This is a genomic window from Streptomyces sp. NPDC040432, from assembly GCF_055595445.1.
The window spans coordinates 190,191-210,222 of the sequence record NZ_JBVIVP010000001.1 but is presented as its reverse complement, the minus strand read 5'-3'; the positions used below and the strand labels follow the sequence as shown (position 1 = coordinate 210,222).

The following is a 20,032-nucleotide window of genomic DNA, read 5'->3' as shown; positions in this document are numbered from 1 at the left end:
CTCGCTCTCAGCGCGTCCCGTGCCGCTTGAGGCCGGCCCGGGCGGTGTTGCGGATCCGCTTCGTGCGACCGTGCTCGGCGAGGAGCCCGGCGGCCCCGCTGCTCGCCGTACCGGCGGCTTTGAGCTGCAACCAGTCGGAGGCGTCGAGGAGTGCCTCCTCCGACCACGGCCGGCCCGAGGTGACGGCACGGAGGAGGGACCACTCCCGCAGCCGCCCGGTCAGGAACGGATCACCGGCGACGGCCGCGATGATCGGAGCCACCCATGTCCCGTAGCCGGGCCCGGTGTGGAGTTCGGTGGCCCGGCGGTCCAGGTGCCGCAGGACGGCGGACCGGGCCATGGCCCGGTCCGGGTCGGTGAGGACCTCGACGATCAGGCCGACCTCCTCGCCCTCGCCGACCCCCTCCAGCGCGCGGAGGTACGCCGCGAAACGCAGGTGCTCGGCCGGTTCCTCCGCCGGTTCCGCCGCAGCCGGTTCATGACGGTTCACGCGCCGACCCGCCGACCGCCGGAGGTCACCGCCGGCCTTCGCCGCACGGGTGGGGGGAGGCGCGCACAGCCGGCACAGGTGAATCCGAGGTCACGGGTCATGGGGTGGAGCCTAGTGATCGGCTTCGCCCTCCGGGGACACGGGGACACGGGGGCACAGCGGCTCGGCAGCGGCAGGGTGCCGATCGACCCCGTGCCCGCGCGGCGGGGGTGCCGGCCGTGGCAGGCTGGGGGCATGTGCGGCCGATACGTCTCCACCCGCAGCCCCGAGGACCTGACCGACCTCTTCGGCGTCACCCGACGGGATGCCGACCTGGTGGTCCCGCCCAGTTGGAACGTCGCCCCGACCGATCCGGTGTGGGCGGTGCTGGAGCGCGCGGACCGGGAGACCGGCGTACTGGAGCGGCAGCTGCGCCCGCTGCGCTGGGGGCTGGTGCCGTCCTGGTCGAAGGCGCCGACCGACGGGGCCCGGATGATCAACGCGAGGGTCGAGACGGTCGAGGAGAAGCCCGCCTACCGGCGGGCGTTCGCCAAACGACGCTGTCTGTTGCCCGCCGACGGCTTCTACGAATGGCAGCCGGTCGCGGCCACCGACGGGGCCAAGGCGTACAAGCAGCCGTACTTCATCCGTCCCGAGGACGGCGGGGTCATGGCGATGGCCGGCCTCTACGAGTTCTGGCGCGACCCCGCGGTCGCCGACGCGGACGACCCGGCCGCCTGGTGGGCGACCTGCACCGTCATCACCACCGAGGCCACTGACGCCGCCGGCCGCGTCCACCCCCGCATGCCGCTGGCCCTCGCCCCCGTCGACTTCGACACCTGGCTCGACCCCGCCCACCAGGACCCGCACGCCCTGCGCGCCCTCCTCGCGACCCCCTCCGGCGGCAGGCTGGACGTCCGCGCGGTGTCCACCGCCGTGAACAACGTCCGCAACAACGGCCCCGAGCTGCTCGTCGACGCGTAGGACCGCTCGCGCCGGCCCCCGCCCATGGTCAGCGGCGGCACAGCACCGGCACGTGCTGGACCAGGTTGTTGCCGAACCCGCCGCGGTTCCAGGGCTGCTCCAGCGGTTGGACGCGTCCTTCGGCGTCGGTGGCGCGGGCCATGAGGGTGTGGGTGCCGGGCGTCGCCGTCCAGTCGCAGTGCCATGCCTGCCAGGCCCACCCGCCGGGCTCCCCGTCCACCAGCCGGGCCCGTACCCAGGACGTGCCCCCGTCGGCGCTCACCTCGACCCGCACGACGGGTCCGGCGCCCGACCAGGCGCGCCCCTCCAACCGCACCGTGCCCGGCCGCACCACGCGGACCCGTGACATGAAGTCGGGGAAGCCGGGCGGCACCATCAGGGCCCTCGGCCGGATCCGGGTGACCGGTACGCCGGGGTCGTCGGGCAGGTCGCCCGCTTGCCGGTACCGGTAGGCGACGCTCTGCTGGAAGCCCGTGAACGGGACGTCGGTCAAGGTGATGTCCCGCAGCCACTTCACGTGCGCCATGCCGTACCAGCCCGGCACGACCAGCCGCAGCGGGTGCCCGTGCTGCGGCGGCAGGGGGCCGCCGTTCATCGTGTGGGCGATCAGCACGGGCGGGTCCTCGCCGGTGGCCACCGTCAGCGGCAGACTGCGCCGGTAGTCCTGCTCCACGCCCCGCTCGACCCCGTGGTCGGCACCCGTGAAGACGGCTTCGACGGCCTCCGGCAGCACCCCGGCCTCGGCGAGCACCGTCCGCAGCGGGACGCCCGTCCAGTCGGCGGTGCCCACCGCCTCGACCAGCCACGGCTGGCTCACGGGCCGCGGTGAGAGCCGCGCCCTGCCGTTGCCCGCGCACTCCATCGTGACCCGGTGCGTGACCGCGGGCAGGGATCGGAGCGTCGCCGGGTCCAGCTCCAAAGGAGTACGCACCAGCCCGCCCACGGACAACCGCCACGTCCCCGCCTCCGCCGGTGGTATGTCGTAGTGCACCAGTACGTAGTGCAGGCCGGCCGGGGTGACGTCGTAGCGCAGCGCCTCCAGCGGTAGCCCGTGGTTGCGCGCGGCCAACGCGAGCTCCTGCGCGCTGATGTCCTCCCCGTCGTCCGCGATCCGCCCCGGGGTGCTGACGTCGCTGAGGGAGCCCTCCATCCCCCCATGGTCGCGCGCTCGAAAGGGCTCGGCCACCCGGTCGCGGTTGCGGCCGAACCGTACGAGGCCCCAGGTCCTAGGCGCAGGACCCGGCCGCCCCGGGTCGACGCAGGGCCGGGGCCGCGAGGAGCGCGTCGGGGCCCGTGAAGAGGTGGCCGCGCATGCCGAGGGCTCGGGCGGCGTCGACGTTCTCCTGCCGGTCGTCCACGAAGAGGACGTCGTCCGGTGCCGTGCCGAGCGCCGACAGGCACCACCGGTAGGCCTCCGGTTCGGGCTTGGCGTGGCCGATGCGGCAGGAGAAGGCCCGAACCTCGAACCGGGCCAACCAGTCCTGGTGTCGTTCGTAGTGGACCGCGAGTTCCTCGGGGATGTTCGACAGCAGCGCGATGCGCCGTCCCGCGGAGGCGAGTTCGCCGATCAGGTCCACCATCCGGTCGTCCACGAGGCTCCAGCTCGCGACGTCCTCCTCGACGAGCCGCGTGGTCGTCGCCGCGCCGAACCGGGTACCGAGTGACCCGGCGACCCGGCTCCAGTACTCGGGGCCGTCGACGTCACCCCGGTCGTAGTCGGGGCGCAGGGCCCAGTAGGCCTCCCAGAAGGGATCCGGGGCCACTCCCGCCGTCCGGGCGAGGCGCTCCCGGCCCTCCGGGCTCTGGTGGCGGGCGATGACCCCGAAGAGGTCGAAGAGCAGGGTCGAGGACACCTCGTCACACCTTCCGTACGGTGACGCCCGCGGCGGTGAGCGCGTCCACCGCGTCCTCGGGAGCCGTTTCGTCGGTCACGACGGCGTGCAATGCCCCGGCGGGCAGGACGTGCGCGAGCGCGGTGCGGGACAGTTTCGCCCCTTCCGCCACGGCGATGACCCGACGGGACGAGCCGATGGCGGCCCGTTTGACGGCGGCGTCGGCGAGATCGTGGGCGGTGAGGCCGTCGGCCGCGGTCAGACCGCAGCAGCCGATGACGGCGGTGTCGAAGCGCAGCGCGGCCAGGGAGGCCTCGGTCAGCGGTCCGGTCAGGGCGAGTTCGCCCCTGCGGGGTGCGCCGCCCGGCAGCAGCAGCGTCAACCGGGGCGCGTCGGCGAGGGTGTTGGCGGCGTGCAGGGACAGGGGCACGACGGTCAGTCGGCGGTCGCGCAGGGCGTCGGCCACCTCCAGGCAGGTGGTGCCGCTGTCCAGGACGACGGACTCGCCGTCCGCGATCAACGCGGCGACCTCGGCGGCGATGCGCCGCTTGACCTCGATGCCGTCCCGGACGCGCAGCGCGAACGGGATCTCCTCCCCGCGCAGCAGCAGGCTCCGCGCGCCGCCCCGGTACCTCTCCAACACCCCTTGTTCGGCCAGCGATTCCAGGTCGCGCCGGATGGTCATTTCGGAGGCGCCGGTGAGCTCCGCGAGCTCCGCGACGCTTCGGCTGCCGTTGACGCGCACGGCGTCGGTGATCTGCCTCAGACGATCTGCACTCATGCTCGAAGTGAACATCAATGATGTTTGAAAGGCAAGTATCGAACATCATTGATGTTTGTTATGTTCGATTGCATGGATACAGTGTTGCGCCGCGGCAGAGCGGCCACCTTCGTCTACTTCGCCCTGAACGGGTTCGTCATGGGGATGTGGATCGTCCACATCCCCGCGGTGGAAGCGGCGACCGGCACCGGGCACGCGACTCTCGGCTGGCTCCTCCTGGTCCTCGGCGGCGGCGCCTTCGCCGGGATGCGGCTGGCCGGCCCGCTCACCGACCGGTTCGGTGCCAGGGCGGCCGTACCCGCCGGCGCCGCTCTGTGCAGCGCCGCCCTGGTCCTGCCGGCGATGGCCCACGACGCCCCGACCCTGGGCGCGGCCCTGCTCGTACTCGGCTTCGGCAACGGCTGCCTCGACGTCGGCATGAACACCCACGCCGTCCAGGTGGAGCGCGCGTACGGCAGGCCCGTCATGTCCGCCTTCCACGCGGTCTTCTCCGTCGGCGGCGTCCTCGCCGCCCTGGCCGGAGCCGTGGCGCTGGCCCGTGGCGTCGGCGTCACCGCCGCGCTGGTCGCCACCGCCGTCGGCGGTATCGCCGTCGCCGTCCTCGCCGCCCGCGCGCTGCTCCCCCCGGCGGCCGGCGGACGTACCGGGCCCGCCGCCGGCCCGGAACCCGCCGCCCGGGCCGGTCGGGGCCCCGCCCCGCGGATCGGACTGCTGGCGGCCCTCGCCCTGATGCTCATGCTGTGCGAGGGAGTGGCCAACGACTGGAGCGCCCTGCACCTGCGGGACGCCCTCGGCGCCCCCGCCGCCACCGCCGCCCTCGCCTACGCCGCCTTCGCCACCGCCATGACCGTCGGTCGCCTCCTCACCGACCGGCTGACCGCACGGATCGGACCCGCCGCCGTCCTGCGATACGGCTGCGCCCTCGCCGCCGCCGGGCTGGCCCTGGCCGTTGCCGCGCCCGCGGTCGGGCCCGCCCTGGTCGGCTGGACCCTCTTCGGAGCGGGCCTCTCCGGCACCGTCCCGCAGCTCTTCAGCGCGGCCGGACACGCGGACCCGGACCGCGCCGGCGCCAACGTCGCCCGCGTCGCCGGCCTCGGCTACCTCGGGATGCTCGCCGGGCCCGCCGTGATCGGGCCCCTCGCCCACCTCCTCTCCCTCGACCTGGCCCTGCTGCTGCCCGTGCTGCTGTGCGCCGTCGCCGCCCTCGCGGCCCGGACCCTCCGGGGGCCGCGCCCCGAACGTGGCCGGACGCCCGTCGAGCGGGAGCCGTTGGCGGAGCCCGGCATCGATCGTTCGTGTGGCTGACGGACCGGCCGGGGCCCGGTCCGCCGGGCCGCTGGGCTGAAAGCTTGGTCGTTCGTGTCGGTGCCGGGGCGTGCGGTCGGCGTCCGGCACGGTGTGCGCAGTGGGCGGCCGTCCGCGTGCGACGGTCCAGGAACGCTGTGAGGGGTTCGCATGGCCGAGTACGACGACACCTCCCGGACCAGCCGTCGCGCCGTGCTGCTGGCGGCGGGAACAGCCGGGGCGGCCGCGCTGACCGCGGCCTGTTCGGGCGCGGTCGGGGACCGAGGGTCCGCGACGCGGCAGACGCCCGCCGCGGCGGCGGCACTGCCGTCCGCCGGCTCCACCGTCCCCGGGTGCGTGCTCACGGCCGAGGCCGGCGAGGGCCCGTACTACCTCGACCTCGACAAGGTCCGGTCGGACGTCACCGAGGGCCGGGGCGGCGTACCGTTCCGGCTCGACCTCACGGTGGTCCGGACGTCGGCGGGATGCCGGCCCCTCGCGGACGTGGCCGTCGACATCTGGCAGGCCGACTCCTCCGGCACCTACTCGACCGGCAAGGCCACCTTCCTGCGGGGCACCCAGATCACCGACGCGGGCGGTCGAGCCGTGTTCCGCACGATCGTGCCCGGCTGGTACGCGGGCCTGGCTCCCCACATCCACTTCAAGGTGCGTCCCGACGCGGGCGCCGGGACCACCTCGCAGTTCTTCTTCCCCGAGGACCTCCTGCTGCGGGCGTACGCGCTCGCCCCCTACGACCGCCGGCGGGCCCCGAAGCACCCCAACGAGCGCGACGACCGCTACCGGGCGTCCGGAGCCGCCATGACGCTCAAGCCCCTCGCCGACGGTCAGGGCTACCGGGCCTCCTACACCGTCGGGATCGCCTGAACCCCTTCCGGGGGCACGGGAGTCAGGCGCCCGGTGCGCTGCAGCGCGTACACCGAGGCGGCGCACCCCAGGCCCAGGGCGCACAGCCCGAGCCAGGGCAGGGCGGACAGGCCCGCGGCCCGCGCGGTGTCCAGCGCGGCTCCCGTGAGCAGGTTGCCGAGGGCGATGCCGAGGCCGCAGACCGTGTTGTAGAACCCGTAGTGCGTCGCGACCAGGCGGTCCCCGCAGAGCCGGACGATGGTGTCCATCTCGAAGGGGTAGGCGATCATCGTGCCCAGCGCCAGCATCAGCGCCGCCACCGCCGGTGGCCCCGCGGCCAGCAGCTTCGCCCCCGCACCGCCCGACTCCACGGGCACCGCCGCGGCGACCAGCAGCGGCAGGAAGGCCGCGCCCATCGTGAGCAGCCCCCAGGTGAGCGCGCGGCCGGGCTCCATCCGGGCCTTGCACCACGCGGTGACCCGGGTCTGGAGGAGGATCGTACTCAGCCCCGACACGGCGAACAGGGCCGCCACCGACGCCGTACCGAAGGCGCCGTCGCCGCCGAGGCGCCGGACTTCCAGGGGCAGCGCCAGGTACACCTGGAAGGTCAGGACGTACGAGCCGATCATGGCCAGCGAGAACAGCAGGAACGGCCGGTTGGCAAGGATTCCGCGCCACTGGGCCAGCACCTTCTCGCGGGGGCCCGCCGCCCGGCCCCCGGCGTCGTCACCCCGTCGGGCGGGCAGCGCCCGGATCTGCACGGCGCCCAGGACGGCGAACACGGCCGCCGCCGTCAGACAGGTGACGCGGAACCCGATGCCCGTCAGCACCATCCCCACCAGCGGGCCCAGCAGGATGCCCGCCTGGTAGAAGACGTTGAACAGGGCGAAGGCCTCCACCCGGCGCTCGCCCGAGGCTGCCGCCAGGTACGCCCGGGTGGCCGGGTTGAACAGGGCTCCGGCCAGCCCCGTGGCCGCCGAGGCCGCGATCAGCGCGGGCACCGAACCGACCAGCCCGAGGGTGGCGAACCCGGCGACGCGCAGCCCCAACCCCGCGATGATCATCGGCTTGTAGCCGAGGCGATCGGCCAGTGTCCCACCGATCAGGAACATCCCCTGCTGGCTGAGGTTGCGTACGCCCAGGATCAGGCCGACCGTCCACGCCGCGAGCCCCAGGGAACCCGCCAGGTGCGCGGCGAGGTACGGCATGAGCATGTAGAAGCCGAGGTTGATGGTGAACTGGTTGACCATCAACAGTTGGACGCAGCGGTCGTACGAGCGGACCTGCGCGAGGATTCCCGGCATCAGGACCGCTCCTTCCCGGCGGGCGCCAGCGGATCGACGACGTTCGCGCACCTGGTCCAGCGGGTGACCTCCCGCTCGTCCGGGCGGGCGATCGTGTCGGGTTCGGTGGCGGGCGGGCCGTCCAACAGGCCGTGGGCGGCGCAGTAGTCGTCGTCGTACACCGTGCCCAGGTAGCGCTGCGGTCCGTCCGGGAAGACCGCCGCGATCCGGGAGCTCCGGGGCAGGGTGCGGGCCAGCCAGCCGGCGACCAGGGCGACCGCGCCGACGCTCCAGCCGCCCGCCGCGTAGTGGGAGGCGGCGAGCAGCCGGCAGGTCCGCACCGCTTCCGCCGGAGCCACCCAGTGCACCTCGGAGAACTCCTCGTAGGCCACGTTGCGCGGATGGATGCTCGAACCGAGGCCCCGCATCAACCGGGTCCGGGCGGGCTGCCCGAAGATCGTTGAGCCCACGGTGTCCACCCCGACCAGCCGCAACCCCGGGTACAACTGGCGCAGGACGCGGGAGACGCCCGCCGAGTGGCCCCCGGTGCCGACGCTGCACACCAGCACGTCGATGTGCCCGAGTTCGGCGGCCAGTTCGAGGGCCAGACCCGTGTACGCGGTGGTGTTGTCGGGGTTGTTGTACTGGTCCGGGCACCAGGAATCCGGATGCCGCCGCGCCAGCTCGGCGACCCGGTCGCGGCGGGCCTGCTGCCACCCACCGGTGGGGTGCGGCTCGGCGACGACGTCCACCCGCGCCCCGTACGCGTTCAGCAGACGGGTCATGGAGGGCTCCAGGCCGGGGTCGGTGACCAGGGTGACGGGATGCCCGTGGACCATGCCGGCCAGTGCCAGCCCGAGGCCCAGGGTGCCGCTCGTGGACTCGATGATCCTGGCCCGGGGCGCGAGGTCGCCCCGGGCGCGGGCCCGTTCGACCATGTGCAGGCCGGGGCGGTCCTTGATGCCGCCGGGGTTGAAGCCTTCGAGCTTCGCCCAGAACCCGCGGTCCGTCCGGGACGTGGGGTCGCCGACGCGGAGCAGGGGAGTGTTGCCGACCAGCCCGGACAGGGAGGCTCGGCTGGGAGGTGTGAGGCCGGTGATGGGGGGATGCATCGTTTCCGCTCTCGGTCGATGGAACCGGGTGGTCGCACGTGCGGGAGTCGTCGGTCCTTCCCACGGACGAACGGTCCTTCGGGATCGGCCGGGGGCGGCGGAGCCCGTGTGGGGAGGACCGGATCGGGACGTCGGCGGCCGCCGCCGACGGTCGGGCAGGGCGGCCCGCCGGCCGTATGGGGCCGCAGGAACGCGGGCAGGGCGGGGCAGGGCGGTGCCGTGCGGTCGGCGGATCGCCGGGACGCGCGGGCACGGCCGTGCGGGCGGTGCGGCCGGGCGGGGCGTCTACACCCGCAGGACGGCCGAGGTGACGGGACGCGCGGGGCCGGCCCCGACCGGCGCGATCCCGGTGCGGTGGTCCGGACGTCCGGCCCGTACGCATCCGGGGTCCGTGTGGGGTGCGGTGGTGGAGGCCTCCGACACGGCCGCCTGGTGCGGCGGCAGCGGCGCGCACTCGTGCGCCGGGTGCACGGGGCCGTGGCCCTCGGCGGGCCCGACCGGCGCGTCGGACGGCACCGTGCGGGTGACGGCGTGCGTCACCGACGCGCCGGACGCGCCGGGGCCCGGGTGGACGGCGCCGTCCTGGGCGGCGGTGCCGTGCGCGCAGAAGAGGCCCATCAGCAGCATGGTCAGGGCGAGCAGGCGAAGCAGACCCGCCGGACGGCGGGCCCGCGCGATGCCGTGCGAGCGGTCTGTGACCATGCCGCGATGCTAGCGCTCCCTTCCGTCCGACGGTGGATCTCGATTCGGACATGGGAAAACAGGCCTCGTGAGGGTGAACGGACGTCAATTGTCGTTCCGGGCGATCCGCGCCGCGCCGGTGGCGGCCGTTACGTCGAGGGGTATGGCAACCGAACGTTAAATTCGTTCAGAAGAAAGTCCATTCCACGTCAAGGAAAGCTATTTCAAGACAGTGGATGATCATTCGTGGCTACGGTTCGACCGAGACCGGGCACGTGGGCGCCTGCCGGTCGGGCGCGGCACGCACCCGACCGGATCGAAGGAGGAGCCGCCGTGACCGCCCCCGGTGCGCAGGCGAACCGACTCAAACGCACCTTCGAGGCCCTGTCCGTCCGCAACTTCCGGCTCTTCGCCGGCGGCCAACTCCTCTCCGTCACCTGCACCTGGATGATGATCGTCGCCCAGGACTGGCTCGTGCTGTCCCTGTCCGGGGACTCGGGAACGGCCCTGGGCCTGGTCACCGCCCTGCAGTTCACTCCCGTCCTGCTGCTGACCCTCGCGGGCGGCCGACTCGCCGACCGGTACGACAAGCGCCTGCTCCTCATCTGGGCGAACGCCGCGTCCGGCGTCCTCTCCCTGCTGTTCGCCCTCGCGGTCCTCCTCCCGGGCGCCGAACTGTGGCACGTCTACCTCTTCGCCCTGGGACTCGGCACGGTCAACGCCGTGGAGGTGCCGACCCGGCTCTCGTTCATCAGCGAGATGGTCGGCGCGGAACTCCTGCCCAACGCCTCGGCCCTGAGCGCCGCCTACTTCAACGCGGCACGCGTCGTCGGGCCCGCCCTCGCCGGCCTGCTCATCAGCGCCTTCGGCACCGGGCCCGTCATCGCGCTGAACGCCGTCAGCTACCTGGCGACCGTCCTCAGCCTGCTCGCCATGCGGCCCGGCGAACTCCGGCGCGGCGGCGCCCCGCGACGGGGCGCCGCCAAGGTCTCCCACGGACTGGCGTACGTCCGGGGCCGGCCCGACCTCCTGCTGCCCATGGTGCTCGTCGGGGTCGTCGGCATGTTCGGCTTCAACTTCCAGCTCACCCTGCCGCTCCTGGCGAAGACGGTGTTCCACGCCGACTCGCGGGCGTTCGGGCTGCTCGCCAGCGCACTGGCGGCCGGCTCCCTCCTCGCGGCCTTCGTCACCACCGCCCGGCGGGGCCGGCCCTCCGCCACCCTGGTCGTCACGTCCGCCATCGCCTTCGGCCTGCTGGAGACGCTCACCGGGCTGGCCCCCACCTTCGCCACCGCCCTGGTCCTGCTGGCCGCCACCGGCTTCGCGTCGATAACCTTCGCCCAGGCGACGAACCACCGCGTCCAACTCGGCAGCGATCCCGGGTTCCGCGGCCGCGTCATGGCCCTCTACGCCCTGATCATGCAGGGCACCACCCCGGTCGGGGCGCTCCTGCTGGGTTGGCTCGCCGAACACTGGGGAGCCCGCTCGGGCCTCTACGTCGGAGGGCTCGTCTCCCTGGCCGCCGCCCTCGTCGTCCTCGTCGTGCAACGCCGCGGAGCCCGTACCGGCGCGTCGCCGGACGAGGACACCCGGCTGAACCGCCCGGAGGTCCCCGACCGCCGCTGACCCCGGACGGCCGATCGGGCGGGCGGAGGCGCCGGGCCGATCCACCGGAATGCGCGCCGGATTCACCGGAAAGCGGCGGGGGGCCCACACACCGCGGCGGGCGGGGCGAACACCTTCGAATGCGCCGCGCCCTCCCTCTCCGTACCCGGAACCGATGAGGGGACCCATCGATCCGAGGCATTGCGGTCGAGCGACGCGGGGGTGAGCAATATCCCTTTCACGCCGAGGGAATTCCAGGAACGGCAATGCGCGGTCGTGCGGGAATCCGGTGCCGGTCCTCGTCCTCCGTGCGCCCTGGTGGGCTTCGCCGCCCACCAATGGACGCCGAGCGCCGAACGCCTACGGGGCCCGCCGGAACGGCTCCTGGCGGTCGACCCGCTCGGACACCTGGTGCAACCGGAGCGCGAGCTGGAGCTCCAGGGCCCGGTCCGGGGACTGCCAGTCCGCGCCGAGCAGTCGACCGATGCGGTCCAGGCGCTGCACGACGGTGTTGACGTGCACGTGCAGCAGGTCCTTCGCCCGGGACTGGCTCATCCCCGCCGCGAAGTAGGTCCGCAAGGTGTGCACGAGATCGCTGCCGCGCCGCTCGTCGTACTCCAGCAGGGGACCGAGCGTGGCCCGTACGTAGGAGGGCAGGTCGGGGCCCTCGCCGAGGAGCACCCCCAGGAATCCGAGACCGGCCAGCGTGCCGCCGTCCCCGGCGCGGCCCAGGGCCCGTAGCGCGGACAAGCAGCGCAGGGCCTCCCCGTGCGCCGCCGACAGCATGGCGCAGTCGCCGTCCGTACCGGCCGCGCCGACCGTGACCGGGCCCCCCACCGCCCGCCCGAGGGTTGCGGCGAGGGCCACGGCATCGGGCCCGGGCGCGTCCGACGGAGCCAGCAGCACCGCGTGGTCGTGGTGGACGCCCGCCAACCCCCGCCGCGCACGTGCCTGGTGCGCCGCCGCGGCGAGCAGCCGCGGCCGGGGCGCGGCATCGCTGTGCAGGACGAAGAGGGCCTGGGGCCGCGCCAGATCGACGCCCAGCCGGCGGGCCCGGACGGCCAGCCCCGCCGGATCAGCCGCGGGGCTGAGCAGGTCACCGAGGAGCTCGCCCCGTATCCGGTCCTCGGTCTCGGCGACCGAACGGCGCTGGAGCAGCAACAACGCCGCGACCGTGGCCGCCCGTTCGAAGAGGCGGCGCCCCGCGGCGTCGAGGTCGGGGCGTCCGGTCAGGGTGACGCTGCCCAGGATCTCCGGACCGGCGAGCACCGCGCACACCCAGGTCCCGTCCAGGGGGACGGCCCGACCGTCGGCCCGGGAAGCCGTCACGGCCTCGGCGGGCGCCGGCCGGGCCCCGGAGCGGGACCGGGCGAGTTCCGTTCCGTCGGCGTCGTGGACGAGGGTGCCCCCGTCGAGGAGCGTCCCGATGGCCGCGGCCACCTCCGTGATGTCCCCGCCCCGCAGGACGAGCCCCGTGAGCCGGTCGTGGGCCTCCTCCGCGCGGCGCAGCGCGTCGCTGTTCTCCTGGATGGTGCGGGAGGCGACGCCCAATTCGGACAGGGCCCGGCGGGTCTCCTCCAGGAGGCGGGCCCCGTCGATGGCGATCGCCGCGTGGTCGGCGAGCGAGGAGAGCAGCGCCACCTCCCGCGCCGAGAACTCGCGCGGGTTGCGGTCGGCGGCGAACAGGACCCCGATCACCTTCGCCCCGAGCCGCAACGGCACCCCCAGGATGGCGTGCAGTTCCTCCTCGCCGACCGCCCTGTCGATCGGACCCGTGTGCCGGAACCGCGGGTCGCCCTGGTAGTCCCCGGTGGCGTACGGGCGGGCGGTCTGGGCGACGAGCCCGCCCAACCCCTCGCCCATGCCGAGCCGCAACTCCTGGAAAGCGGCCGACACCGAACCGTCGGTGACCCGCATGAAGGTGTCGCCCGCGGCGTCGTCGTTCAGCGAGAGGTACGTGACGTCCGTGTGCAGCAGTTGCTTGGCGCGGTGGGTGATCGCCCGCAGTACGGCGTCCAGGTCGCGCAGCGCCGCGAGGTCGCCCGCGGTGTCGAACAACGCCGTCAGCTCCGCCTCGCGGGTCCGGTGCTGGGCCAGCGTGCGGTGGACGTCCAGTGCCGCGCGCGTGGCGTCCTCCAGATCGGCGAGCTCCTCGGCGGGAGCGCCGGCGGCACGTGCGTCCGCCACCGGCCGGGCGAGGTCCTCGGCGGGAGCACCGAGCGCCAGCAGCCCGAGCAGGTCCCGTACCCCTGCCCGGGTCCGCGGGCCGTCCGGGTTCGTCACGGGGGTGAGCTTACGGGCGGCGGCCGATCAGCGGCCGACGGGGGCGGACCGGGGACGGGAGGCCCCGGTGGGGGCGAGGTCCGCGCCGGTCAGGCTGCGGCCCTTCGTCTCCCGCGCCGCCAGCACCGTCCCCGTCGTGACCAGTGCGGCCGCGCAGAGGTAGAGGGAGACGGGGAAGGAGGACCCGTGGTCCCGCAGGAGCTCGACCGCGATGATCGGGGCCAGCGCGCCGCCGAGGATGGAGGCGAGCTGCGAGCCCATGGAGGCGCCGGAATAGCGGACCCGGGTGTCGAACAGCTCCGAGATGAAGGCGGCCTGCGGGCCGTACATCGCCCCGTGCAACAGCAACCCGGCCGTCACGGCGACCGCGATCATCGGGAACGACCGGGTGTCCAGCAGGGCGAAGAAGACGAAGGCCCAGACCGCCATGCCGACCGACCCGACGAGCGTGACCGCCCGGCGGCCGATCCGGTCCGACAGGGCGCCCCACATCGGGATCGTCACGAAGTGGACGGCCGAACCGATCAGGACGGCGTTCAACGCGTCGCCCTTGGGCAGTTGGAGGTGGACGGTGACGTACACCAGCAGGAAGGCCGTCAGGATGTAGTACGAGACGTTCTCCCCGAGACGGGTCCCGATCGCCGTCAGGATGCCGCGCCGGCCGGTGCGCAGGACCTCGACGACCGGCGGCCCGTGCCGCTCGCCCGCAGCCTCCTCGGCCTCCGCCCGGGCCCGGGCCTCCAGGAAGGCGGGCGACTCCGACACCGACACCCGGATCCACAGCCCGATGACCACCAGCACTCCCGACAGCAGGAACGGCACCCGCCATCCCCAGGCGAGGAACGCCTCGTCGGACTGCACGGCCGCGAGCAGCGCGAGGACGCCCGTCGCGAGCAGGTTGCCGCCCGGCGCGCCGGCCTGCGGCCACGACGCCCAGAAGCCCCGGTTGCGGTCGTCGCCGTGCTCGGCGACGAGCAGGACCGCCCCGCCCCATTCGCCGCCCAGAGCGAAACCCTGGACCAGCCGCAGCACGGTGAGCAGGATCGGCGCGCCAACCCCGATGCTCGCGTGGGTGGGCAGCAGCCCCATCGCGAAGGTGGCGCCGCCCATCATCAGCAGGCTGAGCACCAGCAGCTTCTTGCGGCCCACCCGGTCGCCGTAGTGCCCGAAGACGATCCCGCCCAAGGGACGGGCGGCGAAGCCGACGGCGTAGGTCAGGAAGGCGAGGAGGGTCCCGACCAAGGGGTCGCCGGTGGGGAAGAACAGGGTGTTGAAGACGAGGGCGGCGGCGGACCCGTAGAGGAAGAAGTCGTACCACTCGACGGTGGTCCCGACGAGGCTCGCGGCAACGATCCTCCGGATGCCTGACGGGGTCGGCGTAGCCGGTGCGGGGGAGGTCATGGGCACCACTTCCAGGGGTCCGAGGGGAGGTCGCGTGTGGCCACAACGTAGAAGTCCGCAGGTCAACGGCATATGTGGGCGGTCATTACAATCGACCCCGGTCGAATGTGTCCGACCACCACACGGCCCCCGAACCGTCGGGTCGTCGGCCGAGGGCCGCGTGCCCGCTCCGATCGACGCCGCGAAGGTTGGCGCTCCGCGGAGTGGGCAGGGGGCGAACAGGATCCCTGCGGTCCGAACGGTAACGGCGTCGGTTCCGCGGCACGTGCCGGTATCGTGCGGTAGCGGTACGGGTACGTCGGGCAATTCCAGGGAGGCTGGCTGTGAGAGCGGCGCGGGCCTTGACGAGGCTCGACGAGGTCGAGCTCGGCGACCACGTGTGTTGGCGCATGGACCCGACCGCCACCCTGCTCACCGACGCGCGCGCCTACGTGGCCGACGGAGCGCTGTACGGGGACAAGATCGTGATGATCGGGTCGTCCGGTGCCGCCGCGGCCCGCCGCGACGGCGCCCCCGCCGCGTCGGTCATCCTCGACCTGCCGGACCTGGCGGACACGGACCTGATGTTGGCGGCGGTGCGCCGCGAGGCCCGTACGGCCGTCCGCCAGGGTTTCCGATCGGTCCGTGTCCTCGCGGAGCGGGCACCGGTGACCGCGCCCGGCGGGACCGAGGAACTGCTCGCCCAGGAACTGAGGCTCGACGAGTTCGCCTCCGAGAGCGGCGCCATCGTGGTGTGTGCCTTCCGGTCGTCATTGTGGGACGCGCCGTCCATGGAACGGGCGGCGTGTATGCATCCTCACGAGATGGGCACACGTGCGGAACGTCCGGCCTTTCGGATGTTCAGTACGGGTGCCGACGAGTGGAGCGTGGACGGAGTGATCGACTCGGAGGGCGCGGACGCCTTCAATGCCGCGGCGAGGGCCGCGATGCGGCACACGCCCCTCATGAAACTACGGTTCGACACCCTGGACATGATCGACGCCGCCGGCATGCACGCCCTCGTGGACGCGGCCCGCCACCTGCCGGACCGCCGGATCGAGGTGGCCGGGGCGAACGAGACCGTGCGCCTGTGCTGGGAACTCGCGGGCTACGCGACCGCCGGCGTACCGGTGGTGATGGCGGCATGACCGCGACCGTGCCCTCGAAGCCGTCCGGCGGGGACCACAGCCCCTTCCGCCACGAGCTGTACCCCTACCGCGGCGAGGCGCAATTCCTTTCCGGGACGCTGGACTTCATCCACGAGGCCTTGGAGGGCGGCGAGGCGGTCGTCGTCGCCGTCCCCTCCGACAAGACCTCGCTCCTGCGCGGTGAACTCGCCGACGAACCGGCCGTCACGTTCGTCGACACCACGACGGCGGGCCCGAACCCCGGCCGTCACGTCGCCGCCTGGACCGCCTGGATGACGGAGCGCGGCGAGGGCGACAGGCCCGTGCGCGGCATCGGGGAAACCGCCTGGCACGAGGCGCGCAGTGCCGCGCACCTGTCCGAACTGCGCTACAACGAATGGCTGTTGAACCGGGCCTTCGCGCGCAGCTCCACCTGGTCGATGCTGTGCCCCTACGACGCGGCGGACGAGGACCAGGACGCCCTGCGGTCGCTGTCCAGCTGCCACCCCCTGATCCGCCGGGATGGTCGGCAAGCGAACAACGAGGACTACCTCACCGGTGACGAGTACCCCTTCGAGGTCCTGACCGACCCGTGCGACCCGTTCCAGGAGATGGGCTACGCGCAGGGCGACCTCGGCGCGATCCGCTCGAAGGTGTCCCAGTGCGCGTCCGACGCGGGCGTGCCCCAGGACCGGCTGCCGAAGCTGGCCGTGGCCGTCACGGAGATCGCGACGAACAGCATCCGCCACGGCGGCGGCCACGGCACCCTGCGCACCTGGGCCCAGGACGCGACCTTCCTGTGCGAGTTCCGCGACTCCGGCTACATCCCCGACGTCATGGCGGGCCGCAGCCGTCCCGACGCCCACCAGATCGGAGGCCGAGGGCTGTGGCTCGCCCACCAGCTCTGCGACCTCGTCGAGATCCGCTCCACCCGCGACCGGGGTACCACGATCCGGCTCCACATGGACGTACCGCGGTCGTAGGGCCCCCGACCCGACCCGACCCGACCGGCCCGGACCCCTCCCTCGGCCGCGTACCTTATTGCACAGAGGTTGCAATTGCTTGAACTGTGCGAAAGGGGCCGTCGTGGGCTCTCCGGTGGTACTGGGCATCGAGTCGTCCTGCGATGAGACGGGGGTCGGCATCGTCTCGGGCGGGCGGCTGCTCGCGCACGTCGTCGCGTCGAGCATGGACGAACACGCCCGATTCGGCGGGGTGGTGCCGGAGATCGCCGCCCGCGCCCACCTGCAGGCCTTCAACCCGGTCGTCCGGGAGGCCCTGGACCGGGCGGGCCTGCGGATCCCCGACATCGACGCCGTGGCGGTCACCACCGGGCCGGGCCTCTCGGGCGCGCTGCAGGTGGGGCTGGCCGGGGCGAAGACCCTCGCGTACTCCGCGGGCGTCCCGCTGTACGGCGTGCACCACCTGGCCGGACACGTCGCCGCCGACACGCTGGAGCACGGGCCGCTCCCGAACCCGTGCATGGTGCTGATCGTGTCGGGGGGCCACACCTCACTGCTGTTCGTACGGGACCTCGTCCGGGACCCGATCCTGCACCTCGGGGACACCGTCGACGATGCCGCGGGGGAGTGCTTCGACAAGGTGGCAAGGGTCTTCGGACTGCCCTACCCCGGCGGACCCGCCATCGACCGGGCCGCCCGCGGCGGCAACGGGTGCGCGGTGGCGTTCCCGCGCCCGCTCACACGTCCGGGTGACGCCCCGTACGCCTTCTCCTTCTCCGGTCTGAAGACCGCCGCCGCCCGCTGGGCCGAGCAGCACCGCGTCCGCGGCGAGGAGATCCCGCTCGCCGACGGCGCCGCCTCCCTCCAGGAGGCCGTCGCCGACGTCCTCACGCGCAAGGCGCTGGCCGCCTGCAAGGAGTACGACGTGCGCACCCTCGTCGTGGTGGGTGGGGTCGCCGCCAACTCCAGGGTGCGCGCGCTGGCCGACGAGCGCTGCGCGGCCGCCGGTGTGGAGCTGCGGGTGCCCCCACTGACCCTGTGCACCGACAACGGGGCGATGATCGCCGCCGTCGGCGACCTCCTGGTGCGGGCCGGCTCGGCTCCGGCACAGCTCGACCTGTCGATCGATCCGTCCGCGCCGCTGGAGTACGCGGCCCTGCATCCCGTCGCCCGCGCCGCCGCGAAGGCCTCGTGAAAGGGGCCCGCCGCGCAGCGGACACCGCCCGGGGAGGCGGACGCGTCGAGCCCGCCCCGTCCGGAATGCAGACGCCCGCTCCCACGCCCCGGCGGACCGTCTAGGCTGATCGAGCAGCTGGTTCGCCCCGTCCGCCAGACGGGATGCGTCGCAAGAGGGAACCCGGTGGGAATCCGGGACTGCCCCGCAGCGGTGAGTGGGAACGACCGCCGTCATACGCACTGGGACCGGACAACGGTCCCGGGAAGCGACGGCCAGTAGGTGCCCGCCGGGAGACCCGGTGGGCGTGCCCGCGAGTCCGAAGACCTGCCCGTTGCCCGTGCGCGGACGATTCCGTGTGCGGAGATCCCGGTGACCTCGTGGGCGGGTCGGCGTACACAACGAGCGGCACGTGCGGCAACTCCGCCGCGTGGGCGGCCCGTCGTGTCGTTCCTTCGCGTCCGCGTCCCCCTGCCGGGACGGTTCTGGACACATCTCGCGAAGGAGAGTTCCGTGACAGGCAAGTCCGCAGCCGCGGCAGCGACCTCCCGCACCGTCGAAGTCCTCGGCGCTCCGGGCCCCCGATTCGAGGAGATCCTCACCCCAGCAGCCCTGGACTTCCTCGCGCGGCTGGATTCGGCGTTCGAGAAACGGCGCCTGGACATCCTCAAGGAGCGCCGCCACCAGTCCGATCGCCTGGCCTCGGGCTCCCGCCCCGACTTTCCCCGCGCCACGTCGGCGGTCCGCGACGACGCGACCTGGAAGGTCGCCCCTCCTGCTCCCGGCCTGCTGGATCGCCGCGTGGAGATCACCGGGCCCCCCGAGCGGACCGTGGCCGTGCACGCCCTCAATTCGGGTGCCCAGGTGTGGACGGCCGACTTCGAGGACGCCACGTCCCCCGTCTGGGGAAACGTCATCAACGGCCAACTGAACCTGCTCGACGCCGTAGAGCGACGGATCGGCTTCACCACCCCCGACGGCACGGAGCACAGCCTCGGAGAGCGCCTCGCCACCATCATGGTCCGCCCGCGCGGCTGGCACCTGGACGAGGCCCACCTCACGATCGACGGACGGCCGGTGTCGGCCGCGCTGGTCGACTTCGGGCTGTACTTCTTCCACTGTGCGCGGCGACAGATCGACGGAGGCAGCGGCCCGTACTTCTACCTTCCCAAGCTGGAGACCCGGCACGAAGCCCGCCTGTGGAACGACGTGTTCGTCCTCGCCCAGGACCTCCTCGGCATCCCGCGGGGGACGATCCGGGCCACCGCGCTGATCGAGACGGTCCCCGCCGCCTTCGAGATGGAGGAGATCCTCTACGAACTGCGCGAGCACTCGGCCGGGCTCAACGCCGGTCGCTGGGACTACTTGTTCAGCCTGCTCAAAACCTTCGGGTACGGAACCGACCTGCTGCTCCCGGACCGGGTCTCCTTCACGATGGACGCCCCCTTCATGCGGGCGTACACGGCCCTGCTCGTCAGCACCTGCCACCGCCGCGGAGCCCACGCCATCGGAGGGATGGTCACCCGCGTACCGGGCGAGGGCACGGGCCCGGACGAGGACGTCCCGGACGGCGTGCGAATCGACGCCGAACGCGAGGCCTCGGAAGGCTTCGACGGAGCGTGGGTCGCCCATCCGGCGCTGGTCCCGGTGTGCCGGGAGGCCTTCGACGGCGTGCTCACCGACGGGCCGCACCGGATCGAGCAGGGTCGCCGGGGCACGGACGTCCGGGCCGCGGAACTGCTGTCCGTACGCCGGGCGGTGGTCCCACCGGCGGCGGAGGACATCCGTGCGAACGTCGCCGTCGCCCTGAGGTACTTCGCATCCTGGCTGCGCGGCGACGGAACGATCGTTCTCGGCGGAGTCATCGAGGACACGGCCACCGCCGAGATCGCCCGGGTCCAGCTGTGGCTGTGGCTGCGGCACCGGCTGCTGACCCGTGAGTCGCTGCTCGCCGCCATCGACGCGGAGTGCGCCGCCCTGGTCGGCGAACGCCCTGCCCCACCCGTCGGTGAAGCGCGCGCGATCCTGGAACGCACGGTCCTGAGCCGGGAGCTGCCGGCCTTCTTCACCACCGATGCCTACGCGCGACACCTCGTGCGTCGGACGGGGTCCTCGTCATGACCTCCCGAGCCCACCGAGCCGGCGACCGCGGTCGCGGCGCACCCGGCACCGGCACCGGCGTCGTCGGCGTCGTTGAGGGGCTGCCCGACT

General features: G+C 73.4%; 17 protein-coding genes and 1 riboswitch. Of the genes, 8 read left to right on the top strand and 9 right to left on the bottom strand.

The features are described 5' to 3' along the window. Positions 1-7: 7 nt before the first annotated feature. A complete protein-coding gene (locus tag ACZ58N_RS01015; RefSeq protein WP_471154012.1) occupies positions 8-490 on the bottom strand; it encodes a hypothetical protein in 483 nt (160 codons plus the stop codon). 234 nt (positions 491-724) lie between these two features. Between ACZ58N_RS01015 and ACZ58N_RS01010 the strand changes: the two genes are divergently transcribed. After that, on the top strand, positions 725-1,453 hold the full coding sequence (locus tag ACZ58N_RS01010; RefSeq protein WP_471154009.1) for an SOS response-associated peptidase: 729 nt from the start codon (positions 725-727) through the stop codon (positions 1,451-1,453). Between the two features lie 28 nt (positions 1,454-1,481). Here the strand turns inward: ACZ58N_RS01010 and ACZ58N_RS01005 are convergent, their stop codons facing one another. The 3 genes from ACZ58N_RS01005 to ACZ58N_RS00995 all read right to left on the bottom strand — a co-directional run bounded on the left by ACZ58N_RS01005 (position 1,482) and on the right by ACZ58N_RS00995 (position 4,066). Further along, entirely contained in the window at positions 1,482-2,603 is a 1,122-nt protein-coding gene (locus ACZ58N_RS01005) for a sulfite oxidase (protein WP_471154008.1), read from the bottom strand. Between the two features lie 76 nt (positions 2,604-2,679). Next, positions 2,680-3,306 carry an HAD family hydrolase gene (locus ACZ58N_RS01000; RefSeq protein WP_471154006.1) on the bottom strand — a complete coding sequence of 209 codons (627 nt, stop codon included), beginning with the start codon at positions 3,304-3,306 and terminating at the stop codon, positions 2,680-2,682. Between the two features lie 4 nt (positions 3,307-3,310). Continuing rightward, complete coding sequence (locus ACZ58N_RS00995) at positions 3,311-4,066, bottom strand: DeoR/GlpR family DNA-binding transcription regulator (protein WP_471154003.1); 756 nt, start codon at positions 4,064-4,066, stop codon at positions 3,311-3,313. 72 nt (positions 4,067-4,138) lie between these two features. Between ACZ58N_RS00995 and ACZ58N_RS00990 the strand changes: the two genes are divergently transcribed. Next, entirely contained in the window at positions 4,139-5,371 is a 1,233-nt protein-coding gene (locus tag ACZ58N_RS00990; protein ID WP_471154001.1) for an MFS transporter, read from the top strand. Positions 5,372-5,521: 150 nt separating this feature from the next. Beyond that, on the top strand, positions 5,522-6,235 hold the full coding sequence (locus ACZ58N_RS00985) for a dioxygenase family protein (protein WP_471153998.1): 714 nt from the start codon (positions 5,522-5,524) through the stop codon (positions 6,233-6,235). On the opposite strand, the gene ACZ58N_RS00980 is transcribed toward ACZ58N_RS00985, so the two are convergent. The 3 genes from ACZ58N_RS00980 to ACZ58N_RS00970 all read right to left on the bottom strand — a co-directional run bounded on the left by ACZ58N_RS00980 (position 6,214) and on the right by ACZ58N_RS00970 (position 9,311). Further along, the gene (locus ACZ58N_RS00980; RefSeq protein ID WP_471153996.1) at positions 6,214-7,518 is read right to left on the bottom strand and encodes an MDR family MFS transporter; all 1,305 of its coding nucleotides are present in this window, start codon (positions 7,516-7,518) and stop codon (positions 6,214-6,216) included. The two genes, ACZ58N_RS00985 and ACZ58N_RS00980, sit on opposite strands and share 22 nt — an antisense overlap. Continuing rightward, on the bottom strand, positions 7,518-8,609 hold the full coding sequence (locus ACZ58N_RS00975) for a PLP-dependent cysteine synthase family protein (protein WP_471153995.1): 1,092 nt from the start codon (positions 8,607-8,609) through the stop codon (positions 7,518-7,520). The genes ACZ58N_RS00980 and ACZ58N_RS00975 overlap by 1 nt, the downstream gene beginning before the upstream one ends. A 285-nt stretch (positions 8,610-8,894) precedes the next feature. Next, positions 8,895-9,311 carry a hypothetical protein gene (locus tag ACZ58N_RS00970; RefSeq protein WP_471153992.1) on the bottom strand — a complete coding sequence of 139 codons (417 nt, stop codon included), beginning with the start codon at positions 9,309-9,311 and terminating at the stop codon, positions 8,895-8,897. Between the two features lie 312 nt (positions 9,312-9,623). Here ACZ58N_RS00970 and ACZ58N_RS00965 point away from each other — a divergent pair, with 312 nt between their 5' ends. Continuing rightward, positions 9,624-10,916: an MFS transporter gene (locus ACZ58N_RS00965; protein WP_471153990.1), complete on the top strand. Its 1,293-nt coding sequence runs from the start codon at positions 9,624-9,626 to the stop codon at positions 10,914-10,916. A 339-nt stretch (positions 10,917-11,255) separates the two neighbouring features. On the opposite strand, the gene ACZ58N_RS00960 is transcribed toward ACZ58N_RS00965, so the two are convergent. After that, on the bottom strand, positions 11,256-13,178 hold the full coding sequence (locus ACZ58N_RS00960) for a helix-turn-helix domain-containing protein (protein WP_471153987.1): 1,923 nt from the start codon (positions 13,176-13,178) through the stop codon (positions 11,256-11,258). A gap of 27 nt (positions 13,179-13,205) precedes the next feature. Continuing rightward, the gene (locus ACZ58N_RS00955; RefSeq protein WP_471153985.1) at positions 13,206-14,579 is read right to left on the bottom strand and encodes an MFS transporter; all 1,374 of its coding nucleotides are present in this window, start codon (positions 14,577-14,579) and stop codon (positions 13,206-13,208) included. A gap of 323 nt (positions 14,580-14,902) precedes the next feature. Here ACZ58N_RS00955 and ACZ58N_RS00950 point away from each other — a divergent pair, with 323 nt between their 5' ends. From ACZ58N_RS00950 to aceB, 4 genes are all read left to right on the top strand, one after another. Beyond that, a complete protein-coding gene (locus tag ACZ58N_RS00950; RefSeq protein WP_471153982.1) occupies positions 14,903-15,706 on the top strand; it encodes an MEDS domain-containing protein in 804 nt (267 codons plus the stop codon). Then, the gene (locus ACZ58N_RS00945) at positions 15,703-16,668 is read left to right on the top strand and encodes an anti-sigma factor RsbA family regulatory protein (protein WP_471153979.1); all 966 of its coding nucleotides are present in this window, start codon (positions 15,703-15,705) and stop codon (positions 16,666-16,668) included. The genes ACZ58N_RS00950 and ACZ58N_RS00945 overlap by 4 nt, the downstream gene beginning before the upstream one ends. A 115-nt stretch (positions 16,669-16,783) precedes the next feature. After that, positions 16,784-17,842 carry a tRNA (adenosine(37)-N6)-threonylcarbamoyltransferase complex transferase subunit TsaD gene (gene tsaD, locus ACZ58N_RS00940; protein ID WP_471155175.1) on the top strand — a complete coding sequence of 353 codons (1,059 nt, stop codon included), beginning with the start codon at positions 16,784-16,786 and terminating at the stop codon, positions 17,840-17,842. 101 nt (positions 17,843-17,943) lie between these two features. Further along, a riboswitch (cobalamin riboswitch) is annotated at positions 17,944-18,170 on the top strand. Positions 18,171-18,334: 164 nt separating this feature from the next. Further along, complete coding sequence (gene aceB, locus ACZ58N_RS00935; RefSeq protein ID WP_471153977.1) at positions 18,335-19,942, top strand: malate synthase A; 1,608 nt, start codon at positions 18,335-18,337, stop codon at positions 19,940-19,942. The last annotated feature ends 90 nt before the right edge of the window (positions 19,943-20,032 follow it).